This is a genomic window from Micromonospora sp. CNZ322, from assembly GCF_007827755.1.
This window is the reverse complement of sequence record NZ_VITD01000025.1, coordinates 39,894-58,791: the sequence shown is the minus strand read 5'-3', so window position 1 is coordinate 58,791 and position 18,898 is coordinate 39,894. Positions and strand designations below refer to the sequence as shown.

The window sequence follows — 18,898 nt, the reverse complement described above, 5'->3', positions numbered from 1 at the left end:
GGTAACACCGATCGCCGGCCGGAAATCCGGCCGGCGATCGGGTGGTCGACGGGTCAGTGCAGGCCGTTGCGGATCGCCACGCTCACCAGAAGGTCCGGGTCGTCGGTGATGATGCCGTCGACGCCCAGGTCGATGACCCGCTGCATGACCGTCGCGTCATCCACCGTGTACGGGATCACCTTCAGGTCGTACTTCGTTTGCAGGGTCCGAACGTCCGGTCCGTGGAAGTATGCCGGGTTCTCCCGCAGGTACCAGTCGGTCGAGGCGACGGTGCCCTGCTTCGGGTCGTGCACCTGCCAGTTGGCGGAGACCGTGCCAGCGCCCGCGGCTCGCGTCAGCTTGCCCAGGTCCTGGTACTTCCACCAGTCCAGTCCACCGGTCCACGGGCTCTTCACCGACGGGTTGCCGTAGACCGCCTCCAGCGAGCACTCGTCGGCGAGAGTCGCGCACTCGGCCGGACCGTACTGCCAGACCAGGCCGACAGTGCCGATCCGCCGGTCGAGCTGCCGGGCGTACGTGATGGTGCGCCAGTCGAACGACTGGATGGTGGCCCGGCTGGTGAAGCCGGCCCGCTGGATGGCGTCGACGAGCTTGCGGGTGAAGCTGCGGTACGGCTCGGTGTCGTTCACCACCGGGCTGATCTTCGTTTCGATGTTCATTCCGATGTCGGTGCGGCCGCTCGCCTTCACCAGGGCGAAAACCTCGTCCAGGGTCGGGATCCGGGCACCGGGCGCTGGCACCTGGGCGGGCAGTTCGGGCAGCGTCTTCGTGCCGCAGTCCACGGTCTTGAGCTGCGCCAGTGTCAACTCGTGCACCGGCTTGCCGACGTACGGGAACTTCCGGTCCCCCGGGCGCACCGGGGCGGTGTCGACGCAGTGCGACCCGTTGACGGTGCGGTCGTGCAGCACCACGAGCTTGCCGTCGGCTGTCACGTTGGTGTCCAACTCAAGGGTGGAGATGGCCCGGTTGGACAGCGCGTTCGCGAACGCCGGCAGGGTGTTCTCCGGTCGGGTGGCCCGACCGCCCCGGTGAGCCTGGATGTCGAACGGCGCGGCGTACGCCTTGGGCAGCCGGTAACCACGCTGCGCCAGCAGGCCGCGCAACCGGTCCGGGTAGTCGGTGATCATGCCGTCCACGCCGTCGTCGATCAGCTTGGTCATGGTCGGCACGTCGTCGACCGTCCACGGGATCACCTTGATCCCGTAGCGGTGCGCGTGGGCGACCATCTCCTTCGTGACGTACGGCTGGTAGCCCGGGTCGGTGACGGTGCCGTTCTGCGGGGACCCGTGCACCGGCGAGAAGGCGCTGGCGCCGAAGCTGCGGATCGCCTTGATCGGGTCTCCGCCGAAGTCGTCGATGTCCAGCCCGCCCAGCCACGGCGACGCTCCCGGCTGACCGGTCTGGAGGAAGTCGTAGTTGGTCAGGGCGACCAGCGGCAGCTTCGGCTCGACCTGACGCATGCGCATCAGCGCGCCCCAGTCGAAGCTCTGGATGGTGACCTGCTTCAGCATCCCGGCGGCGCGGATCTCGGCCGCGGTGACCCGGACGAACTGCTCGCGGGGGGCGGTCTCGGTCGGCGCGCCAGCCTCGACCTTGGTCTCGACGTTGAGCTTCACGTCCTTCGCCCGGTAGCGGTTGACCAGCGCGAAGACCTCGCGCAGCAGCGGCATCCGGGCGCCGGGGACGGCGAGCTGGCCGGGCTTGTCCGACAGCGTCTTGGAGCCGCAGTCGAGCGAGCGCACCTGGGCCAGGCTGAGCGTGTTGATGTACTTCCCGACGTACGGGAACTCCGGGTCGCCGGGCGTCACCGGGGTGGTGTCGACGCACTTGGTGCCGGTCACCTTGCGGTCGTGGGTGACGACGGCCTGACCGTCCTCGGTGATCTGCACGTCCAGTTCGAGGGTGCTCACCCCGAGCTGGAGGGCGTTGCCGAAGGAGGCGAGAGTGTTCTCCACCCGCAGCCCGAGGCCGCCCCGGTGGGCCTGCACGTCGAATGTCCGGTCCGGTCGTGGCGTCGCCTGGGCGGGCACCGCGAGCCCGGTCGTCACCGTCGCGGCCACCAGGGCCGCGACGGCGGTACGGCGTACTGTGCGCACGCTGTCATCCCCTCCTGCCGGCGGGCATCTCCCACCGGTCGCGGGACAGCATGGACATCTCGGGCTGCGGGCAGGCGGCCAGCGGGCGGCGCGAGGGTGAACCGCCGTGGACGACCTCCCGGTCAGGCCGGGTTTGGTCGGCCGGTGGCCGGGCACGCAGTCAGTTCCACAGCTTCTGCGAGGTGATGGACGTGCGTGAGGACGACATGCGGCAGGATGCCGCCCGCGAGGCCGAGGATCGGATCGCCGGCGGCGTGTACGGCAAGGGCGCCCTCGACGAGGTGACTGTGCCCCGCACCGATGTGGAGAGTCAGATCCAGCGCGATGACCCGTTCGATCCGGCGAAGGAACGGATCGACCCACAGGTGCTGCGCGACGGCGGCCCCGTCGGCGGGCAGGGCGCGGTGACCACCACCGGTGGCACCGCCGGGCCGGCGAGCGTACGCCGGGTGGCCCGACAGCCGGAGCGACACCCGGGCACTGTCGCGCCGACCACGACCGGCGACGCCACCACCGGCGGTCTGAGCACCCCGATGGGCGGTGGCACCAGCGACCAGTCCACGTCGGCGACCGGCCCGGCAAAGTCCATCAGGGACAAATCCGACGACTGACCCCACCCACCCGCCCCCTTGGCGGCGTGATCATGAGGTTGACGTGGCTGTCCGAGATCACAGTCCACGTCAACCTCATGATCGACTCAGCGGGTGGGGGTTGGGCGGAGGACGCCCAGGCGTTGGGTGGCGCGGGTCAGGGCCACGTACAGGTCGCTGCGTCCGCGGGGGGACTCGGCCACCATCCGGTCCGGGTCGACCACCAGCACCGAGTCGAACTCCAACCCCTTGGCCTGCGCGACTGTCAACACCACCACCCGGCTCTCCAGCTCCGGATGCTCGCCGACGGCGGCCTCCGGCAGTGCGGCGGTCACCGCCGCACCCAACTCGCCCACCCGGCCGGCCGGCACGAGCACACCGAGCCGCCCCTCGGTCAGCCCGGCTGCCTCCCGGGTGGCCTCGGCGACCAACTCCGCAGCCAATCGACCGTGGGGCACCGTCCGGTCCCACGGCGGTACGCCGCTCTCCCGCACCGAGCGCGGCGGCCGCAGTGCCGGGTCGATCTCGGCCAGTACGTCGGCGGCGACCGCCATGATCTCGGCGGGAGTGCGGTAGCTGACCGTCAGCTCGGTGAGCCGCCACCGCTGCTCGACGTACGGGGCGAGGGCGTCCGCCCAGGACGGCGTGCCGCTCAGGGCGCCGGTCTGCGCCACATCCCCGACGATCGTCATCGACCGGCTCGGGCAGCGGCGCATCAGCAGTCGCCAGGCCATCGGCGAGAGTTCCTGCGCCTCGTCCACGATCACGTGGCCGAACGCCCAGGTGCGGTCGGCGGCGGCCCGCTGCGCGGTGGTCAGCCGGTCGGCCTCCTCCTGCCGCTCCAACAGCCGATCGGCGTCGATCAGGTCGGTCACGCCGAGGATCTCACCGCCCTCGGCCTCGTCCTCGACGTCGATCGAGCGGGAACCCCGGGCGATCTCCAGCACGCCCTCGGCGTACTCCCGCTCCATCATCCGGATGCGGTCCCGCCGTGCGGCGGCGGCGCGTTCGTCCTCACCGAGCAGTTCGGCGGCCTCGTCCAGCAGCGGGACGTCGGCCGGCGTCCAGCCACCGCGCTCGCGCCGCAGCAGCGCCCGCTCGTCCTCGCTGAGCATCGGCGCCGCGGCGGCGATGCGGTCCGGGTCGGCGTAGAGGTCGGCGAGCAGCCGCTGTGGGGTGAGCACCGGCCACAGCCGGTCCAGGGCGGCCTGGATCTCCGTCTCCTCGCGCAGCTCGCGGCGGATCTCGGCCCGGTCCGCCTCGTCGAGGAGGTTGTCCCCGCCGAGCGGGTCCGCGCCGATCCGCTCGGCCACCTGGTCGGCGAGCGCGTGCACGATCTCCACGTCGAACAGCGCGCGGGACAGGTTGTGCGGTCGGTCGGCGCGACGGACCCGGTCCCGGGCCGCGCGTACGATCTCCGGGTCGAGGGTCAGCGTCTCCCGCTCGACCTCGATCTCCAACGGCTCGTCGGGCACCCACTGCCGGTCCCGTACGGCCAGCGCCAACACCTCGGCCAGCACCGCCCGGCCCTTGAGCGCCGCGGTCTCGGCCGGCTCGGTCCGTTGGGCGCTCACCCCGGGAAAAAGATCACCCTGGGTACGCAGCAGCACGCCGGTCTCGGCCAGCGTCGGCAGCACCTGGGAGATGTAGCGCAGGAACGTCGCGTTCGGGCCGACCAGCAGCACACCACGGCTGGAGAGCTCCCGGCGGTGCGTGTAGAGCAGGTACGCCGCCCGGTGCAGCGCGACGGCGGTCTTACCGGTGCCGGGGCCGCCCTGGACCACCATCACGCCCGGGAGTTCCGCGCGGATGACCTCGTCCTGCTCGGCCTGGATGGTCTCGACGATGTCGCGCATCCGGCCGGTACGGCCCGCGTTGAGCGCGGCGAGCAGCGACGCCTCACCGGTCAGCTCCTCGTGGGCGCCGGGGGAGGCGGTGTCGATGTCGAGCACCTCGTCGTTGAGCCCGGTCACCTTGCGCTGCCGGGTGCGCAGGTGCCGGCGACGGCGTACGCCCTGCGGATTCGCGGCGGTGGCGAGGTAGAACGGGCGGGCGGCGGGTGCCCGCCAGTCCATCAGGAGCGGGTCGTAGTCACCACTGGTGTCGAAGATGCCGATCCGGCCGATGTAGCGGCGGGAGTCGTCGTCGCCGTCGAGACGGCCGAAGCAGAGCCCGTTCTCCACGGCGGAGAACTGTTCGACCTGATCGGCGTACATCGCTACCGAGCTGTCGCGCTGCGAGCGGTCCTGGAGGGTGCCGCCGGTGTTGTGCAGCTCGGCGGTGAGCCGGTGGGCGGCCTGCTCACGCAGTTGATCCAGCCGGTTGTAGAGCATCGAGACGTACTCCTGCTCGCGACCGATCTCGTCGTCGAGCGGCAATTCGCCGGAACCGCCGGAGTGCCTTGACAAGCCGTCTCCCTAAAGATTAGAATCCTTTGCAGGAACGGCTTTTAGCCGTTCTTTTTTGTGCCTTCGAACTGTTGAAGATAGCGCGTTCCGCCGGTTCTCACCAAGCCGGGCGGTGCGGCGCGCCGGTGATCGCGAGGTGGCGACGGATGATCCTGCGGACCGGGCAACGGGTGGTCTTCATCGGGGACAGCATCACCGATTGTGGTCGACGCGACGTCGCCGCGCCCTACGGCAGCGGATATGTGAGTCTCGTGCGCGCCCTGGTCGACGCCCGGCACCCGGAGTTGGAGCTGGAGTGGGTCAACCGGGGTGTGGGCGGCGACACGGTGCGCGACCTGGCCGCCCGCTGGGACGACGACGCCATCGGCGAGCGCCCCGACTGGCTCGCGGTGCTGATCGGCATCAACGACATCTGGCGGCACTACGGTGACCGGCCGGATGAGGCCGTCGGCATCGAGGAGTACGAGCGCACCCTGCGTGACCTGCTCCGTCGGGCGGTCGACGCCACCGGCTGCGGACTGATCCTCGGCGATCCGTTCTTCATCGAGGCTGACCGGAGCGTCCCGCAACGCGCCGACACCGACCGGTACGCGGCGGTCGTGGCGGGGCTGGCCACCGAGTTCGACGCGGTGCACGTGCCCAACCAGGCGGCGTTCGACCGGGTGCTGGCGGTGAGTCCGGCGACGCGTTGGGCCGACGACCGCGTCCACCCGTACCTGCCCGGCCACGCGGTCCTCGCCGACGCGTACCTCAGCGCCCTCGGCGTCTCCTGACCTCGGCCTGACCCACAGCGAAGCGCCGGGCCGACCGTCAGGTCGACCCGGCGCGAACACTGCGGAGATCAGCCGCGCGCGGCCTGGTAGAGCCGCTCCGGCGTCACCGCTCCGGCCAGCACCCGGCCGTCGTCGGTGAGCAGGACGCTGAACAGCTTGCTGGTGAGGAGCCGACCGCTGCCCCAGTCACCACTGACCGCGGGCAGCCCGCCGAGCAGCTTCGACATGTCCATGTCCGGCCCGGCGCCGGCCGGGGGAGCGGCCGGCTTCGTGGCGGGCTTCCGGCCGACATCGGCCCCGTCGAGGCGGCCAACCAGCACCGTCGACCAGCCGTCGCCCACCGCGCGGACCTGCGGGTCACCCGTCGGCTTGACGTGACCGGGCTTGCCAGTCGGGCGCTCGGCCTTCTCCTCGTCGACCGTCACGCCAGGCGGCGGGTTGAAGCGGAACTGGTCAGCGTCGGGGCGGCGGTAGTCGACCTGGGTGAAGGCCACCTCGAACGCCGGCCGGTCGCTGCCCTTCGCGAGCACCTCGAAGCGCAGCGGCACATGCTGCTCGGCGTCGATGGCGATCCGCAACTGGTGCACCAGCGAGTCCTGGTCGCGCGGCTGGAGCACCAACTCGTACGCGTCCCGGCCGGCGACGGTGGCCGACCGGCCCACGCTGACCTCGGTGCTCGGGTCGATCGCGTCCAACGCCAGGTCGGCGGCCTGCTGCGGAGTGGCCGGGAGGCTCGCCGCCGGCTCGGGAGCGGGCTTCCAGGCTCCGGCGTCGCCGCCCAGCGTGCGGTGGGTGGCGGTGTTGCTGCGGCTCTGCCACGTCCACAGGTCCCGGCCGTTGCGGATGATGTCCTGCTCGCCCAGCGTGTCCATCAGCGCGACCCGCTGCTGGTCCGGCCCGGAATACCAGACCCGCAGGGTGTGGGTGCCGGTCAGCAGGGTGGTCAGCTCGTTGCCGGGAACCAGCCCGACGAGGGGCGGCAGGCCCAGGTCGGCGCGTTGCACGACGGTCCCGGACAACCCCTCCAGCCGGGATGTCTGCAGGTCGACCAGGAGCTGAGCGGCGGTTCGGGGCGGCAGGCTCGGCTCGGCCTCGGCAGCGAACGTGCCGATCGCCGCGCCTCCGCCGATGACGGCGACGGCAGCGGTGGCCGGAACCAGCCAACGAAGGACGGGACGGCTTCTCAGGACGGACATGGTGGCACCTCCTGCGGCCATCTTGCCTCGTCGGTGCTGTGAACGCGCTGAGGACACCGAACCGTGCCGATTGACCCGGGTGGCACCCTTGAGCTGTGCGGGTGCTGGTGGTGGAGGACGAGGCTCGGTTGGCGGCTGCCCTGCAACGCGGTCTCCAGGCGGAGGGGTTCGCGGTGGACGTGGCGGCAACCGGCCCGGCGGGCCTGGACTCGGCCCGGCACGGCGGGTACGACGCCATGATCCTCGACGTGATGCTGCCCGGCCTCTCCGGGTACGAGCTGGTCCGGCGGCTGCGCGCGGAGCAGCACTGGCTGCCGGTGCTGATGCTCTCCGCCAAGGATGGCGAGTACGACCAGGCCGACGGCCTCGACTGCGGCGCCGACGACTACCTGACCAAACCCTTCTCGTACGTGGTGCTGCTGGCCCGGCTTCGGGCCCTGCTGCGTCGGGGCGCACCGGAGCGCCCGACCGTGCTGGCGGTCGGTGACCTGCGGCTGGACCCGGCCCGCCGGCGCGTGACCCGGGCGGACGCCGAGGTGGCGCTGACCGCGCGGGAGTTCGCGCTGCTGGACTACCTGATGCGCCGGCCAGGCCAGGTGATCTCCAAGGTCGAGTTGTTGGACCACGTCTGGGACGCCAGCCTGGAGACCGCGCCGAACGCCGTCGAGGTGTACGTCGGCTACCTGCGCCGCAAGCTCGGCCGGGACCGGCTGGAGACGGTCCGGGGCGCCGGCTACCGGCTGGCGACGTGACCGCCGACGACCCGTCACCCACCCGTTGGGCCAGGCTCGGCCGGATGCCGGCCCTCGGGCTGCGCGGGCGGCTCATGGCGATCGGTGTGGTCGGTCTCACCATCGGGCTGGCCCTGGGCGGGGTGGTGCTGCTCGGCGCGCTCAGCTTCGTGCTCCAGCGCACTGTCGACACCGAGGCGTTCCGCACCGCCGACGCGGTCGCCCTGCTCGCCGCCGAGGACGCGCTGCCCGACCCGCTGCCGGTGGCCGGGGGGCAGGTCCGCGTGCAGGTCGTCGACGGGCAGGGACGGATCCGCGCGGCCTCGATCGACGCCGACCGTCTGGTGCCGATGGTTCGCCCGGAGCGACTGAACCGCGACGGTCGGCAGCGGCTGGAGGTGCCGGCCGAGCGGGTCGGGCTCGTCGGCCCGGTCCGGGTGGTCGCCGTACCCGCCGGCACCGCAGCCGACCCGCTCACCGTGCTGGTCGCCCGCTCCATGGCCGACGTGCGGCACAGCACGCATGTGGTCCGGACCATCCTGCTGGTGGCGTTCCCGCTGCTGGTGGCCGTGCTGGCCGCGGTGGCGTGGCGGGTGGTGGGGGCGACCCTGCGGCCGGTTGAGGCGTTACGGCGAGGTGCCGAGGAGATCACCGGGAGGGCCGGCGCCGGCCGGCTGCCGGTGCCGGCGTCGGCCGACGAGATCCACCGTCTGGCGGTCACCCTCAACGGCATGCTGGGCCGGCTGGAGTCCGCCCGCGTGCGGCAGCGGGCCTTCGTCTCCGACGCCGCACACGAGCTGCGCAGCCCGTTGACCAACATCCGGACCGAGCTGGAGGTTGCCCAGCGCCTCGCCGACCGGACGGACTGGACGGCGGTGACCGCCAACCTGCTCGCGGACACCGACCGGTTGAGCCGCCTGGTCGACGATCTCCTGCTGCTGGCCCGCCTGGACGAGGCTCCGCCGGCCCGGGGGACCGGCCCGGTGGAGCTGGGCGCGTTGCTGACCGAGGTCGCCGCCCGCTATCCGTCACCGCCGGTGCGGGTGACGCCGCCGGCCGGCCCGCTCTGGACGGTCGGCACCGTCGAGGAGTTGCGTCGCGTGCTGGCCAATCTGGTCGACAACGCGGTACGCCACGCGCAGGGTGATGTCGTGCTCGCGGCCGAGGCGACGTCGACGACGACCGGGCCTGGCGTCGGGGCGTACCACCTGGTGACGGTGACCGACGACGGCCCGGGGATCGCGTCGGCGGACCGGGAGCGGGTCTTCGACCGGTTCACCCGCCTGGATGACGGACGGGCCCGCGACGACGGGGGCGCCGGCCTGGGGCTGGCCATTGTCCGGGAGTTGGTCCGACGCGCGGGCGGCAGCATCACCCTGACCGACCCGCCGGAGCGGCGAGGACTACGGGTGTGCCTGCTCCTGCCAGCGTTGCCGGCCGAGGACGGCCAAAGGTAGACGGCCCGTGACGGCGACCCCGCGGGTCAGCGGCGGCTGGTGCAGACCTGCTTGGAACGGGCCACGGTGTCGGTGGACCAGGCGACGGCGACGGTGAAGCAGAAGTCGTTGGTGCGGTTGAGCGCGTAGATGACGAAGCTGGTGGTGCCGGCGGGCAGCGTCGCGAAGATGTTGTGGGTCTGGCCGGTGCGGCCGCCCGCGATGACCACCGGGCCCTCGCCGCCGGCCGGATAGGCCCAGTTCAACGCGATGCTGTCCCGGTTGTCGCGCAGGGTCACCGCGCTGGGTGGGGTGCCGGGCGGCGCCGCGGCGGCAGCCGACGTGGGGGCCGTGCCGTCCGGGGCGGGCGCGGCGCTGGCCGGCGCGCCGGCCGTGGGCGAGGCGCTGGCCGGCGGCGGGTTCGGTTCGTCGTCGCCGTCGACCCGGGCCACCCCGGCGATCACCGCTGCCGCGCCGAGGAGCACCACGACCACGCCGGCCACCAGCACCGGCACCAGCCGGTTGCGCTGCTCCGGCGGCGCGCGGTGCACGGGCACCGGCAGCAGCCGCGACGGCGTGTACGGCTCGACCTGCGTGTACGGGTCGGGCTGCGCGTACGGGTCGGACGACTGGTACGGGTCGGGCCGCGCGTACGGGTCGGACGGTTGCTGCTGGTCGGACGGCGGGTTCGGGTCGGGCGACCCGTACGGGTCGGCGGGTGGGTGCAGCCGGTACACCCCGGGCTGCTCCTCCGTGCCGCCGGCCAGCCTGACCACCGACGGGGGCACCGGAGGGTCGGTGGGGTGGGGCGACGGCTCGTCCGCCGCTTCGGTCGACCATCTGCTGCCCGTCGACCCGACCGCCTGGTCGGAGGGCAGCCGGGGGTTCGGTACCGCCCCGGCGTGGTGGGTTGCGGCTGCCTGCGGGTGGTACCCGGATTCGACCGGCCCGTCGCCGTGCGGTGGGACGCGGGCGGCCGGCACGATCGGTGTGTCCCGAGCTGTGGGCGGGTTGTCGGCGCAGGCGTGGTCGGGACTGGCGGCCGCCCGGGCCAGGGCCGCCACCTGGGTGGCCAGCGGGTCGTCGGCGGGAAGGTGCTGGCGGCACAGCTCACGGGCGAGCGCCAGGTTGTCGTGTGCCTCGGCGAACTGCCCACAGTCGCGCTGCATCGCCCCGAGCCGCGCCAGCATCTTGATGCCGCTGGGGTGCCCGTCGCCGTACACCTCGCGGTGCAGCTCCCAGGCGTCCTGGAGGCGGTCGCGGGCCACAGTGCACTGGCCGCGCGCGTACTCGACGGTGGCCAGGTCGGCGTGCGCGGCGAGCACCCGCAGGGACTCCGGGCCGTCCTGTGCGGTCAGCTCGATGATGACTTCCTGGTAGAGCCGCGCCGACCGGGAGTGGCTGCCGACCCGGTGCAGCACCGCGGCCAGGGTCGCCGCCGCGGCCACCGTGCGCGGGTCGGCGCGGCCGTGCAGGCGGGTGGTGGCCGCGTACGCGAAGGCGGCCCACCCGCGGGCCGAGTGCGGCTCGCCGAGGGCGATCAGCACCCGCGCCTGGAGGCTGGCCGCCTCGGCCAGCTCGGGAGTGGCGTTGGCCGGGCGGGGGTCGGCGTCGGTGAGCGCGTCGGACAGCAGTTGCTGTGCGCCGGCCAGATCGCCGGAGGACACGAGGTGGTGCGCCTGATCAGTCAGTTCACCGAAGCCGGAAGACACGCCCCATCGTGCTCATCCGACGACGGTAAGTACAAGACCCGCGCCGGTGTCGATTGGTCAGGATCCGGTCAGGTGCTCGGCCAGGGTCTCGCTGATCCGGCGTAGCTGGTCGACCTGGGCGGGGCTCAACGCGTCGAACAGGTGTCGGCGTACCCCCTCGACGTGGCCGGGAGCGGCGGCCGCGAGAGTGGCGAAACCCTCGTCGGTGAGCAGCGCGATCTGCCCGCGCCGGTCGGTGGGGCAGTCCTCGCGGCGCACCCAGCCGGCGGCCTCCAGCCGGGCCACGGCGTGCGAGAGCCGGCTGCGCGACGACCCCGCAGCCTGCGCCAACTGGCTCATGCGCAGTTGACGACCGGGGGCCTCGGAGAGCTGGACCAGGATCTCGTAGTACGCGTGCGGCATGCCCGCGTCGCGTTGCAGCTCACGGTCGAGAGTGTCCATCAGCACCCGGGAAGCGGTGAGGTACGCGCGCCACGTGCGCTGCTCGTCGGGGTCCAACCAGCGGGTCATGACCGCCATCATACTCCCGATAGTTGAATGCTCAACCAAACCGCGCTAGTCTCGGGTCATGGGTATCCACCGGCTCAACCACGCGGTCCTCTACGTCAGTGACCTCGCCCGCAGCGTCGCGTTCTACAGCGACGTGCTGGGCTTCCGCCCGGTGGCGATGACCCCGGACGGCTTCCGGGGCGCCACCTTCCTCCAGGCCCCCGACTCCACCAACGACCACGACCTCGGCCTCTTCGAGATCGGCACGGGCGCCGGGCGGTCGACCGCCGGCCGGTCCACCGTCGGCCTCTATCACCTCGCCTGGGAGGTGGACACGCTCGACGAGCTGGCCGCCACCGCCGAGCGGCTCGCCGCGGCCGGCGCACTGGCCGGCACCTCCGACCACGGCACGACCAAGAGCCTCTACGGCAAGGACCCGGACGGCCTGGAGTTCGAGGTGGTCTGGCTGATCCCGGCCGACCTGCTCGACGACACCGCGCTGGCCGCCCGCAAGCAGATCGGTCGGCTCGACCTGGACGCCGAGCGGCAGCGTTACGGCGGCCAGACTCGGGGCGGGGTGGGGATCTCCGTCCCGGCCTGACCGCCCGTACGGTAGAACGGACCGATGCCGACCGACCGGACCACTGATTTCCTCCGCGAGCTGCTGGTCCGCCAGTTGACGACCTGGCTGCCCGCGGCCCTGCACCGCTCCCGGCGGGCCACCATAGCCCTCGCGGGCGCCGACGCGGGCAGCGCGGAGGCCGCGCTGCGCCTGGTCGCCACGCACGGCGACCAGGTGCGCGGCCGGCAGGTGACGGTGCTTGTGCTGGCCGACGCCGACGCCGACGCCGACCTGCCGGCCCGACTCGGCCCGATCGAGGCGGAGCTGCCCGCCGAGGTCACAGTGCACCTGCTGCCCGGCGACGCCTACCGGTTACCGGTCGCGGTGAAGGCTGCTGGGGCGGCCGGGGCGCCGCTGTTCTCCTTCGTGGACCTGCCCGGCGCGATGACGCCAAAGCTGCTCACCGCCGCGACCAACGGCCGGACCGGAGAGCTGCTGCTGCATACCGGCGACAGCGCCCGAGACGTGCTCGTCTCCGCCGGCTTCCCCCTGGTGGCCGAGGTGGCACCGGTGCTCTCCGGCGGCGAGGCTGCCGGGGTGATCGCGTTCGGCAGCCGCTCCGACCGGAGTCTGGAGGCGGTCCGTGACGCGCTCTGGGAGCTCGGCGCGGACCTCGGCGTGCGCTACCGCGACCCGCTCGACCCCACCGGCACGACCGTCGACGTGGTCGGCGATCCCGACCTCGAACCGTTGGCCCACGAGCTGCTGGCCGAGTTGCGGGCGGGCGGGCCACGGCCGGTCACCGAGCTGCGCCGGCACACCCTCACCGCGACCGTCTATCGGGCCGCCGACGCCAATCAGGCGCTCGCTGAGCTGATCGACGCCGGTGCGCTGCGACGCGATCGCGAGTCCGGGCGGCTGGCCGGCGACGAGATCATCACCCTGGCGCGCTGAGCGCCCACCCCGCAGACGCCGAGCGGGGTGCCGGTGAATCACCGGCACCCCGCTCGACTCCCGGGAGGCTTACGACCGGGACTTGTCCTGCTTCCAGCTCAGCGGACCCGGCAGGTCGACCCGGTGCGCACGGGCCTTGGAGTTCCAGGACCAGCGACCGATCTTGATGCTCCACGAGGAGAAGCCGTTCTCGGTGAAGTTCAGGATGATCGGACCGTACTTCTTGCGCTTGCGAAACATGAGGCCCATCGGAGGTCTCCCCTCGTCACCGTTCCCTGCCGTGTCGAGATCGAACATGCCCGAACCGTCAAGTTTTGAAACCCTCTCGCTGTCCGCCCTGGACGGTCGCCCGCCGGGTGCCGCAATCTCTATCCACCAGATAGGTGTTGCGGCACGGTAAACGCTGCTCGTAGCGCTTTGTAACATCGGCAGCGATTGAAGTCTCATCTTCTGGAAGGCCGTTGACCGCTCGTTCCGATCCCGGGCAGCATGGGGTCATGTCGCAGCGGGATGAGCTTCTCCTCACCGCTCGTGTGCACGTCGACCTGGTCCGGCACGCGAGCGCGCTCTGTTGAGCTGACCGGTTCACCCGGCTCGGCTCCAGCGCCGCACTCCCATCGCCCGCCCGCTCAACGCGGAGCAGCGTGCCCGCACGCCCTCATCCGGGCGTCCCCGCTCCCATCGTGGACAGATCAGGAGACTCCTCATGTCCCCACCCCGTCGTGCCGTTCTGCGTACCTTCGCCGCCGTTGCGGCGCTGGTCGTGCTCACCGCCACCGCCGGCTGCGGCGGTGACGCGGCAGCCGACGGCGCCCAGGCAAGCCAGCTGCGCTACCAGGGCTCGGTCGGTCAGGTCACCCTCCCCGAACTCGCCGCCGACCTCGGCTACCTCGGCGACGTCAAGCTCAAGTGGATCGGCAACGTCACCGGTGGCCCGCAGGACATCCAGGCCACCGCCACCGGGCAGAGCGACTTCGGCGGCGCGTTCAACGGCGCCATCGTCAAGCTCGCCGCCGCCAACGCCCCGATCACCGCCGTGGTCAGCTACTACGGCTCGGACGCGCAGACCTTCCAGGGCTACTACGTGCTCGACGACAGCCCGGTCCGCAGCCCCCGCGACCTGATCGGCAGGAAGGTCGGCATGAACACCCTCGGCGCGCACGCCGAGGCCGTGCTCAAGACCTGGCTCGCCCGCGGCGGTCTCACCGCCGCCGAGATCAAGCAGGTCGAGCTGGTCGCCCTGCCACCGGTCAACACCGAGCAGTCGCTGCGACAGCGGCAGATCGACGTCGCGGTGCTCGGCGGCGTGATCCGCGACAAGGCGGTCGCCAGTGGCGGCATCCGCACCATCTTCACCGACTACGAGCTGCTCGGCGCCTTCAGCGGCGGCACCTACGTCTTCCGCGACGACTTCATCAAGCGCAACCCGGAGACCGTCAAGGCGTTCGTCACCGGGGTCGGCAAGGCCATCGAGTGGGCTCGCACCCAACCCCGGGAGACAGTGGTCGCCCGGATGCGGGACATCATCGGCAAGCGCGGCCGCAACGAGGACCCGTCGCTGGTCGCGTACTGGAAGAGCAGTGGTGTCGCCGGGCGCGGCGGCGTGATCGGTGAGCAGGAGTTCGGCACCTGGATCGACTGGCTCGCCGCCGAGGGCGAGCTCAAGGGCGACCGTCCGAAGCCCGGCGACATCTACACCAACCGGTTCAACCCCTTCGTGGACGGGGGGAACGCGTGAGCACCGACAAGATCCTCTTTGATCGGGTGAGCAAGACCTTCCCGGTCCGCGCCAGCCGGCGCGGCGGAGCCGGCGCGGTGACCGCGCTGGACGAGGTCACCCTCGGGGTACGCCCCGGCGAGTTCCTGGTCGTCGTCGGCCCCAGCGGCTGCGGTAAGTCCACGCTGCTCGACCTGCTCGGAGGGCTCACCGAGCCGACCGCAGGGCGGGTGCTCGTCGACAGTCGCCCCGTCACCGGTCCCGGCCTGGACCGGGGCATCGTCTTCCAGCAGTACGCGCTGCTGCCCTGGCGCACCGCCGCCGGCAACGTCGCGTTCGGCCTGGAGGCCAAGGGGGTGCCCCGCGCCGAACGCGCCGCCCTGATCGAGCACCACCTCGACCTGGTGGGCCTGCGCGGGTTCGCCGACCGCTACCCGCACGAGCTGTCCGGCGGGATGAAGCAGCGGGTGGCCATCGCCCGCAGCCTCGCGTACGACCCGGACGTGCTGCTGATGGACGAGCCGTTCGCCGCCCTGGACGCGCAGACCCGCGACTCGTTGCAGGACGAGCTGGTGCGGATCTGGGCCCGCACCGGCAAGACGATCGTGTTCATCACCCACGGCATCGACGAGGCCGTCTACCTGGGGCAGCGGGTGGCGGTGCTGACGTCCCGGCCCGGGCGGCTCAAACAGGTCATCGACATCGACCTCGGCGACCGGGACGCGGTCGAGGACGTCCGCTCCACCGACGCGTTCCGCCACCACCGGCACCAGATCTGGACCCTGCTGCGTGACGAGGTGCGGGCCGCCCAGGCGGCCGAGGGCACCGGCGTCCGCCACACCGAGGAGGCCCGCGTTGGTTGACATCGCCGAACGTCCCACCCGACTCGTAGGCCCACCCAGAGTGCCCCGCGCTGCGCCCGACCGTGCTGTTCCCGGTCGCGCCGGTCGGCTGCTCGGCATCGGCGCGAAGGTGCTGCACCGCACCGTCGCCATCGTCGCGCTGGCCGCGATCTGGGAGGGCGCACCCCGGCTCGGGCTGGTGGACCGGGTCTTCCTGCCCCCGCTGTCGGAGGTGCTGGTGGCCTGGTGGGAGTTGCTGCGCAGCGGGCAGCTCGCCGAGCACGTGGGCGCGAGCCTCACCCGGTCGCTGGCCGGGCTGGGCCTGGCGGTGCTCACCGCCATTCCGCTCGGCCTGCTGATCGGCTGGTACCGGCCGCTCGCCGAGCTGCTCAGCCCGCTGCTGGAGGTGTTCCGCAACACCGCCGCGCTGGCCCTGCTGCCGGTGTTCGTGCTCATCCTCGGCCTGGGGGAGACCTCCAAGATCGCCCTGGTGCTGTACGCGTGCTCCTGGCCGATCCTGCTGAACACCATCGCCGGGGTGAAGGGCGTCGACCCGCTGCTGATCCGGTCGGCCCGCTCGATGGGGCTCAACCACCTGCGGCTGTTCCAGAAGGTGATCCTGCCGGCCGCCGTGCCGACCATCTTCACCGGCGTCCGGCTGGCCGGGGCGTACTCGATCCTGGTCCTGGTCGCGGCCGAGATGGTCGGCGCGAAGGCCGGGCTCGGCTACCTCATCAACTACGCGCAGTACAACTTCGCGATCGCCGACATGTACTCCGGGATCATCACGATCTCCGCCATCGGCCTGGTCGTCAACCAGCTCCTCGTCGCCCTCGAACGTCGCTTCTCCACCTGGCGCGTCGACGTCTCTGCCGGATAGGACGGACACCAATGACCCGTACCCTGCACCTCAACGCGTTCCTGATGGGCGTCGGCCACCACGAGGCCGCCTGGCGGCACCCCCGCACCGACCCGCGTCGGGTCACCGACGTACGGCACTTCCAGGAACTGGCCCGGATCGCCGAACGCGGCACCCTCGACTCGCTCTTCCTCGCCGACGGTCTCTCGGTCGGGCCGAACCCCCGCCACAACATCCAGGCCGTCTTCGAGCCGCTAACCCTGCTCGCGTCGCTCGCCGCGGTGACCGAACACATCGGTCTCATCGCGACGGTCTCCACCACCTACAACGAGCCGTTCCACGTCGCCCGCAAGTTCGCCTCGCTGGACCACCTCAGCGGTGGCCGGGCCGGCTGGAACATCGTCACCTCCGCCCAGGAACGGGAGGCGGTCAACTTCAACCGGGACAGCCACCCCGAACACGCCGACCGTTACCGGCGGGCCGCCGAGTTCGTCGACGTGGCGATCAAGCTCTGGGACAGCTGGGAGGACGACGCGCTGGTCTTCGACACGACGGCCGGGGTGTTCGCCGACACCGACCGGGTGCACGAGGTGGCGCATCGCGGGCCGGAGTTCCAGGTCCGTGGCCCACTGAACATCCCCCGGGGGCCCCAGGGCCGACCGCTGCTGGTGCAGGCCGGTTCGTCGCCGGACGGGATAGCCTTCGCCGCCCGCTACGCCGAGGCGGTCTTCACCGCGCAGCAGACCCTCGCCGACGGGCAGAGCTTCTACGCCGAGCTGCGCCGGCAGGTTACCGCCGCCGGCCGCGACCCGGACCTGGTGAAGGTCCTGCCCGGCATCGCGCCGGTGCTCGGCGGCACCGAGGCCGAGGCGCTGGCGCTCGCCGCGGAGCTGGAGGAGCTGATCGTCCCCGACTACGCCCTGGCCCAGCTCTCCGGGATGCTCGGCATCGACCTGACCGGCCTGCCGCTGGACGGGCCGCTGCCGGAGCTGCCGGCCGCCGGCACCGTGCAGGCCCACCAGAGCCGCTACCAGCTCGTCACCGAGCTGGCCCGCCGGGAACAGCTCACCATCCGGCAGCTGATCGGCCGCCTCGGCGGGGGCCGGGGTCACCGGGTCGTCGCCGGTACGCCGGAGCAGGTCGCCGACCAGATCGAGCTGTGGTTCACCCAGGGCGCCGCCGACGGGTTCAACATCATGCCGCCGCACCTGCCCGGCGGGCTCGCCGACTTCGTCGACCACGTGGTGCCGGTGCTGCGCTCCCGTGGGCTGTTCCGCACCGAGTACACCGGTCGGACCCTGCGCGAGCACTACGGCCTGCCCCGACCGGCCAGCGCGTACGCCACGTCGGCCCTGGTGCCGGCATGACCACCGTGGAGCGACCCTCGGCGGAGATTGCCGAGCTGCGACCGGTGAACCCGGACCTGTTCCGCGCACTGCTGCGGCGGCAGGCCAGCACCGTCACCGTGGTCACCGCTGTCGCCCGCGGCACCGACCCCGCCTGCCTCGGTGAGATCGGCGCGCCCATCCGGGCGGGCTTCACCGCGACCTCGTTCACGTCGGTGTCGCTGGACCCACCCCTGGTCTCGTTCTGCCTCGGGGTGGCGTCGTCGAGTTGGCCGGTGCTCGCCCGCGCCGAGCACGTCGCCGTCCACCTGCTCGGCGCCGGGCAGCGGGAGGCCGCCACGGTCTTCGCGACCAGCGGCATCGACCGGTTCGCCGCGTACCCGGACTGGACGTCGGGACCGTTCGGGGTGCCGCTGCTCGACGGGGTGCTGGCCCGGCTGCTCTGCAGGGTGGTGCACCGGGTCCCGGCCGGCGACCACACGCTGGTGATCGCCGAGCCGCTGGCGCTCGGCGACGGTGGCGACGGCCCGCCACTGGTCCACCACCGCGGCGGCTACACCACCGCCGTGCCGACGTGACCGCACCGACCACCGCCGACCTGCTCGCGTTGGACCGGGCCGCCCAGGACCTGCTGTTCCGGGCGGCCCGCACGGCCAACACGTTCACCGACGAGCCGGTCACCGACGCCCAGGTCGCGGCGATCCACGACCTGATCCGGTACGGGCCGACCGCGTACAACGGCCAGCCGCTGCGGGTGCTGCTGCTGCGTTCGCCGGAGTCCCGGGCCCGGCTGCTGCCGTACGTCTCGTCGAGCAACCGGGCGAAGACGGCCAGCGCGCCACTGGTGGTGGTGCTCGCCGCCGACGTGGACTTCCACGAGCGGCTGCCCGAGCTGTACCCGCACCGGCCGCAGGCCCGCGACTGGCTGAGCGACAGTCCGTCCCGCGCCGAGCAGGCCCGGTTCAGCGCGACCCTCCAGATCGGCTACCTGTTGGTGGGCGTACGAGCCGCCGGGCTGGCCGCCGGCCCGATGGCCGGGTTCGACGCGGCCGGGGTGACCCGCGAGTTCTTTCCCGACGGCCGGCACGAGGCGCTGCTGCTGCTCAACCTGGGCCACCCCGGCCCGGACGCCTGGGAGCGGCGGCTGCCCCGGCTCAGCACCGAGGAGGTGGTGTGGACGCTGTGAG

Annotated in this window: 19 protein-coding genes; 13 read left to right on the top strand and 6 right to left on the bottom strand. The window is 72.2% G+C overall.

The features are described 5' to 3' along the window. Positions 1 to 53: 53 nt before the first annotated feature. The gene (locus FB453_RS35290; protein ID WP_145796698.1) at positions 54 to 2,096 is read right to left on the bottom strand and encodes a glycerophosphodiester phosphodiesterase family protein; all 2,043 of its coding nucleotides are present in this window, start codon (positions 2,094 to 2,096) and stop codon (positions 54 to 56) included. Positions 2,097 to 2,287: 191 nt separating this feature from the next. Here FB453_RS35290 and FB453_RS33390 point away from each other — a divergent pair, with 191 nt between their 5' ends. After that, the gene (locus tag FB453_RS33390) at positions 2,288 to 2,707 is read left to right on the top strand and encodes a hypothetical protein (protein WP_145796696.1); all 420 of its coding nucleotides are present in this window, start codon (positions 2,288 to 2,290) and stop codon (positions 2,705 to 2,707) included. Between the two features lie 86 nt (positions 2,708 to 2,793). On the opposite strand, the gene FB453_RS33385 is transcribed toward FB453_RS33390, so the two are convergent. Next, positions 2,794 to 5,094: an ATP-binding domain-containing protein gene (locus tag FB453_RS33385; protein WP_145796694.1), complete on the bottom strand. Its 2,301-nt coding sequence runs from the start codon at positions 5,092 to 5,094 to the stop codon at positions 2,794 to 2,796. A 146-nt stretch (positions 5,095 to 5,240) separates the two neighbouring features. Here FB453_RS33385 and FB453_RS33380 point away from each other — a divergent pair, with 146 nt between their 5' ends. Then, positions 5,241 to 5,867 carry an SGNH/GDSL hydrolase family protein gene (locus FB453_RS33380; protein ID WP_145796692.1) on the top strand — a complete coding sequence of 209 codons (627 nt, stop codon included), beginning with the start codon at positions 5,241 to 5,243 and terminating at the stop codon, positions 5,865 to 5,867. Between the two features lie 68 nt (positions 5,868 to 5,935). On the opposite strand, the gene FB453_RS33375 is transcribed toward FB453_RS33380, so the two are convergent. Beyond that, positions 5,936 to 7,063, bottom strand: a complete 1,128-nt coding sequence (locus FB453_RS33375; RefSeq protein ID WP_145796689.1) for a sigma-E factor regulatory protein RseB domain-containing protein — start codon at positions 7,061 to 7,063, stop codon at positions 5,936 to 5,938. Positions 7,064 to 7,158: 95 nt separating this feature from the next. On the opposite strand from FB453_RS33375, the gene FB453_RS33370 reads away from it, so the two are divergent. Next, complete coding sequence (locus FB453_RS33370; protein WP_145796687.1) at positions 7,159 to 7,815, top strand: response regulator transcription factor; 657 nt, start codon at positions 7,159 to 7,161, stop codon at positions 7,813 to 7,815. A 74-nt stretch (positions 7,816 to 7,889) separates the two neighbouring features. Continuing rightward, a complete protein-coding gene (locus tag FB453_RS33365) occupies positions 7,890 to 9,251 on the top strand; it encodes a sensor histidine kinase (protein ID WP_145796731.1) in 1,362 nt (453 codons plus the stop codon). Positions 9,252 to 9,277: 26 nt separating this feature from the next. On the opposite strand, the gene FB453_RS33360 is transcribed toward FB453_RS33365, so the two are convergent. Both FB453_RS33360 and FB453_RS33355 read right to left on the bottom strand, forming a co-directional pair. After that, positions 9,278 to 10,942, bottom strand: coding sequence for a tetratricopeptide repeat protein (locus tag FB453_RS33360; RefSeq protein ID WP_145796686.1), 1,665 nt, complete (start codon positions 10,940 to 10,942; stop codon positions 9,278 to 9,280). A gap of 57 nt (positions 10,943 to 10,999) precedes the next feature. Beyond that, positions 11,000 to 11,461 (bottom strand): MarR family winged helix-turn-helix transcriptional regulator, encoded by a 462-nt coding sequence (locus FB453_RS33355; protein ID WP_030333595.1) that lies wholly within the window; start codon positions 11,459 to 11,461, stop codon positions 11,000 to 11,002. A gap of 49 nt (positions 11,462 to 11,510) precedes the next feature. On the opposite strand from FB453_RS33355, the gene FB453_RS33350 reads away from it, so the two are divergent. Beyond that, on the top strand, positions 11,511 to 12,032 hold the full coding sequence (locus FB453_RS33350) for a VOC family protein (protein ID WP_145796684.1): 522 nt from the start codon (positions 11,511 to 11,513) through the stop codon (positions 12,030 to 12,032). A gap of 24 nt (positions 12,033 to 12,056) precedes the next feature. Next, positions 12,057 to 12,947: a hypothetical protein gene (locus tag FB453_RS33345; protein ID WP_145796682.1), complete on the top strand. Its 891-nt coding sequence runs from the start codon at positions 12,057 to 12,059 to the stop codon at positions 12,945 to 12,947. A gap of 69 nt (positions 12,948 to 13,016) precedes the next feature. Here the strand turns inward: FB453_RS33345 and FB453_RS33340 are convergent, their stop codons facing one another. Beyond that, a complete protein-coding gene (locus FB453_RS33340; protein ID WP_030333600.1) occupies positions 13,017 to 13,196 on the bottom strand; it encodes a DUF4236 domain-containing protein in 180 nt (59 codons plus the stop codon). A 248-nt stretch (positions 13,197 to 13,444) separates the two neighbouring features. Here FB453_RS33340 and FB453_RS35285 point away from each other — a divergent pair, with 248 nt between their 5' ends. The 7 genes from FB453_RS35285 (at position 13,445) to FB453_RS33310 (ending at position 18,897) form a co-directional block, all read left to right on the top strand. Then, entirely contained in the window at positions 13,445 to 13,522 is a 78-nt protein-coding gene (locus FB453_RS35285) for a putative leader peptide (RefSeq protein WP_349881247.1), read from the top strand. Positions 13,523 to 13,653: 131 nt separating this feature from the next. Then, the gene (locus FB453_RS33335) at positions 13,654 to 14,685 is read left to right on the top strand and encodes an ABC transporter substrate-binding protein (RefSeq protein ID WP_145796679.1); all 1,032 of its coding nucleotides are present in this window, start codon (positions 13,654 to 13,656) and stop codon (positions 14,683 to 14,685) included. Further along, positions 14,682 to 15,527: an ABC transporter ATP-binding protein gene (locus FB453_RS33330; RefSeq protein WP_145796677.1), complete on the top strand. Its 846-nt coding sequence runs from the start codon at positions 14,682 to 14,684 to the stop codon at positions 15,525 to 15,527. The genes FB453_RS33335 and FB453_RS33330 overlap by 4 nt, the downstream gene beginning before the upstream one ends. Next, positions 15,520 to 16,386: an ABC transporter permease gene (locus tag FB453_RS33325; RefSeq protein WP_145796675.1), complete on the top strand. Its 867-nt coding sequence runs from the start codon at positions 15,520 to 15,522 to the stop codon at positions 16,384 to 16,386. Before FB453_RS33330 ends, FB453_RS33325 begins: the two co-directional genes overlap by 8 nt. A gap of 11 nt (positions 16,387 to 16,397) precedes the next feature. Beyond that, entirely contained in the window at positions 16,398 to 17,732 is a 1,335-nt protein-coding gene (locus tag FB453_RS33320) for an LLM class flavin-dependent oxidoreductase (RefSeq protein ID WP_145796673.1), read from the top strand. Further along, positions 17,729 to 18,289, top strand: a complete 561-nt coding sequence (locus tag FB453_RS33315; protein WP_145796671.1) for a flavin reductase family protein — start codon at positions 17,729 to 17,731, stop codon at positions 18,287 to 18,289. The genes FB453_RS33320 and FB453_RS33315 overlap by 4 nt, the downstream gene beginning before the upstream one ends. Next, positions 18,286 to 18,897 carry a malonic semialdehyde reductase gene (locus FB453_RS33310; RefSeq protein WP_145796669.1) on the top strand — a complete coding sequence of 204 codons (612 nt, stop codon included), beginning with the start codon at positions 18,286 to 18,288 and terminating at the stop codon, positions 18,895 to 18,897. Before FB453_RS33315 ends, FB453_RS33310 begins: the two co-directional genes overlap by 4 nt. The last annotated feature ends 1 nt before the right edge of the window (position 18,898 follow it).

Excerpts from the sequence above, each read along its gene's own strand:
- FB453_RS33380 (WP_145796692.1), top strand. The coding sequence starts at position 5,241 with ATGATCCTGCGGACCGGGCAACGGGTGGTCTTCATCGGGGACAGCATC.
- FB453_RS33375 (WP_145796689.1), bottom strand. The coding sequence starts at position 7,063 with ATGTCCGTCCTGAGAAGCCGTCCCGTCCTTCGTTGGCTGGTTCCGGCC.
- FB453_RS33365 (WP_145796731.1), top strand. The coding sequence starts at position 7,890 with ATGGCGATCGGTGTGGTCGGTCTCACCATCGGGCTGGCCCTGGGCGGG.
- FB453_RS33355 (WP_030333595.1), bottom strand. The coding sequence starts at position 11,461 with ATGGCGGTCATGACCCGCTGGTTGGACCCCGACGAGCAGCGCACGTGG.
- FB453_RS33350 (WP_145796684.1), top strand. The coding sequence starts at position 11,511 with ATGGGTATCCACCGGCTCAACCACGCGGTCCTCTACGTCAGTGACCTC.
- FB453_RS33345 (WP_145796682.1), top strand. The coding sequence starts at position 12,057 with ATGCCGACCGACCGGACCACTGATTTCCTCCGCGAGCTGCTGGTCCGC.
- FB453_RS33340 (WP_030333600.1), bottom strand. The coding sequence starts at position 13,196 with ATGGGCCTCATGTTTCGCAAGCGCAAGAAGTACGGTCCGATCATCCTG.
- FB453_RS35285 (WP_349881247.1), top strand. The coding sequence starts at position 13,445 with ATGTCGCAGCGGGATGAGCTTCTCCTCACCGCTCGTGTGCACGTCGAC.
- FB453_RS33335 (WP_145796679.1), top strand. The coding sequence starts at position 13,654 with ATGTCCCCACCCCGTCGTGCCGTTCTGCGTACCTTCGCCGCCGTTGCG.
- FB453_RS33320 (WP_145796673.1), top strand. The coding sequence starts at position 16,398 with ATGACCCGTACCCTGCACCTCAACGCGTTCCTGATGGGCGTCGGCCAC.
- FB453_RS33315 (WP_145796671.1), top strand. The coding sequence starts at position 17,729 with ATGACCACCGTGGAGCGACCCTCGGCGGAGATTGCCGAGCTGCGACCG.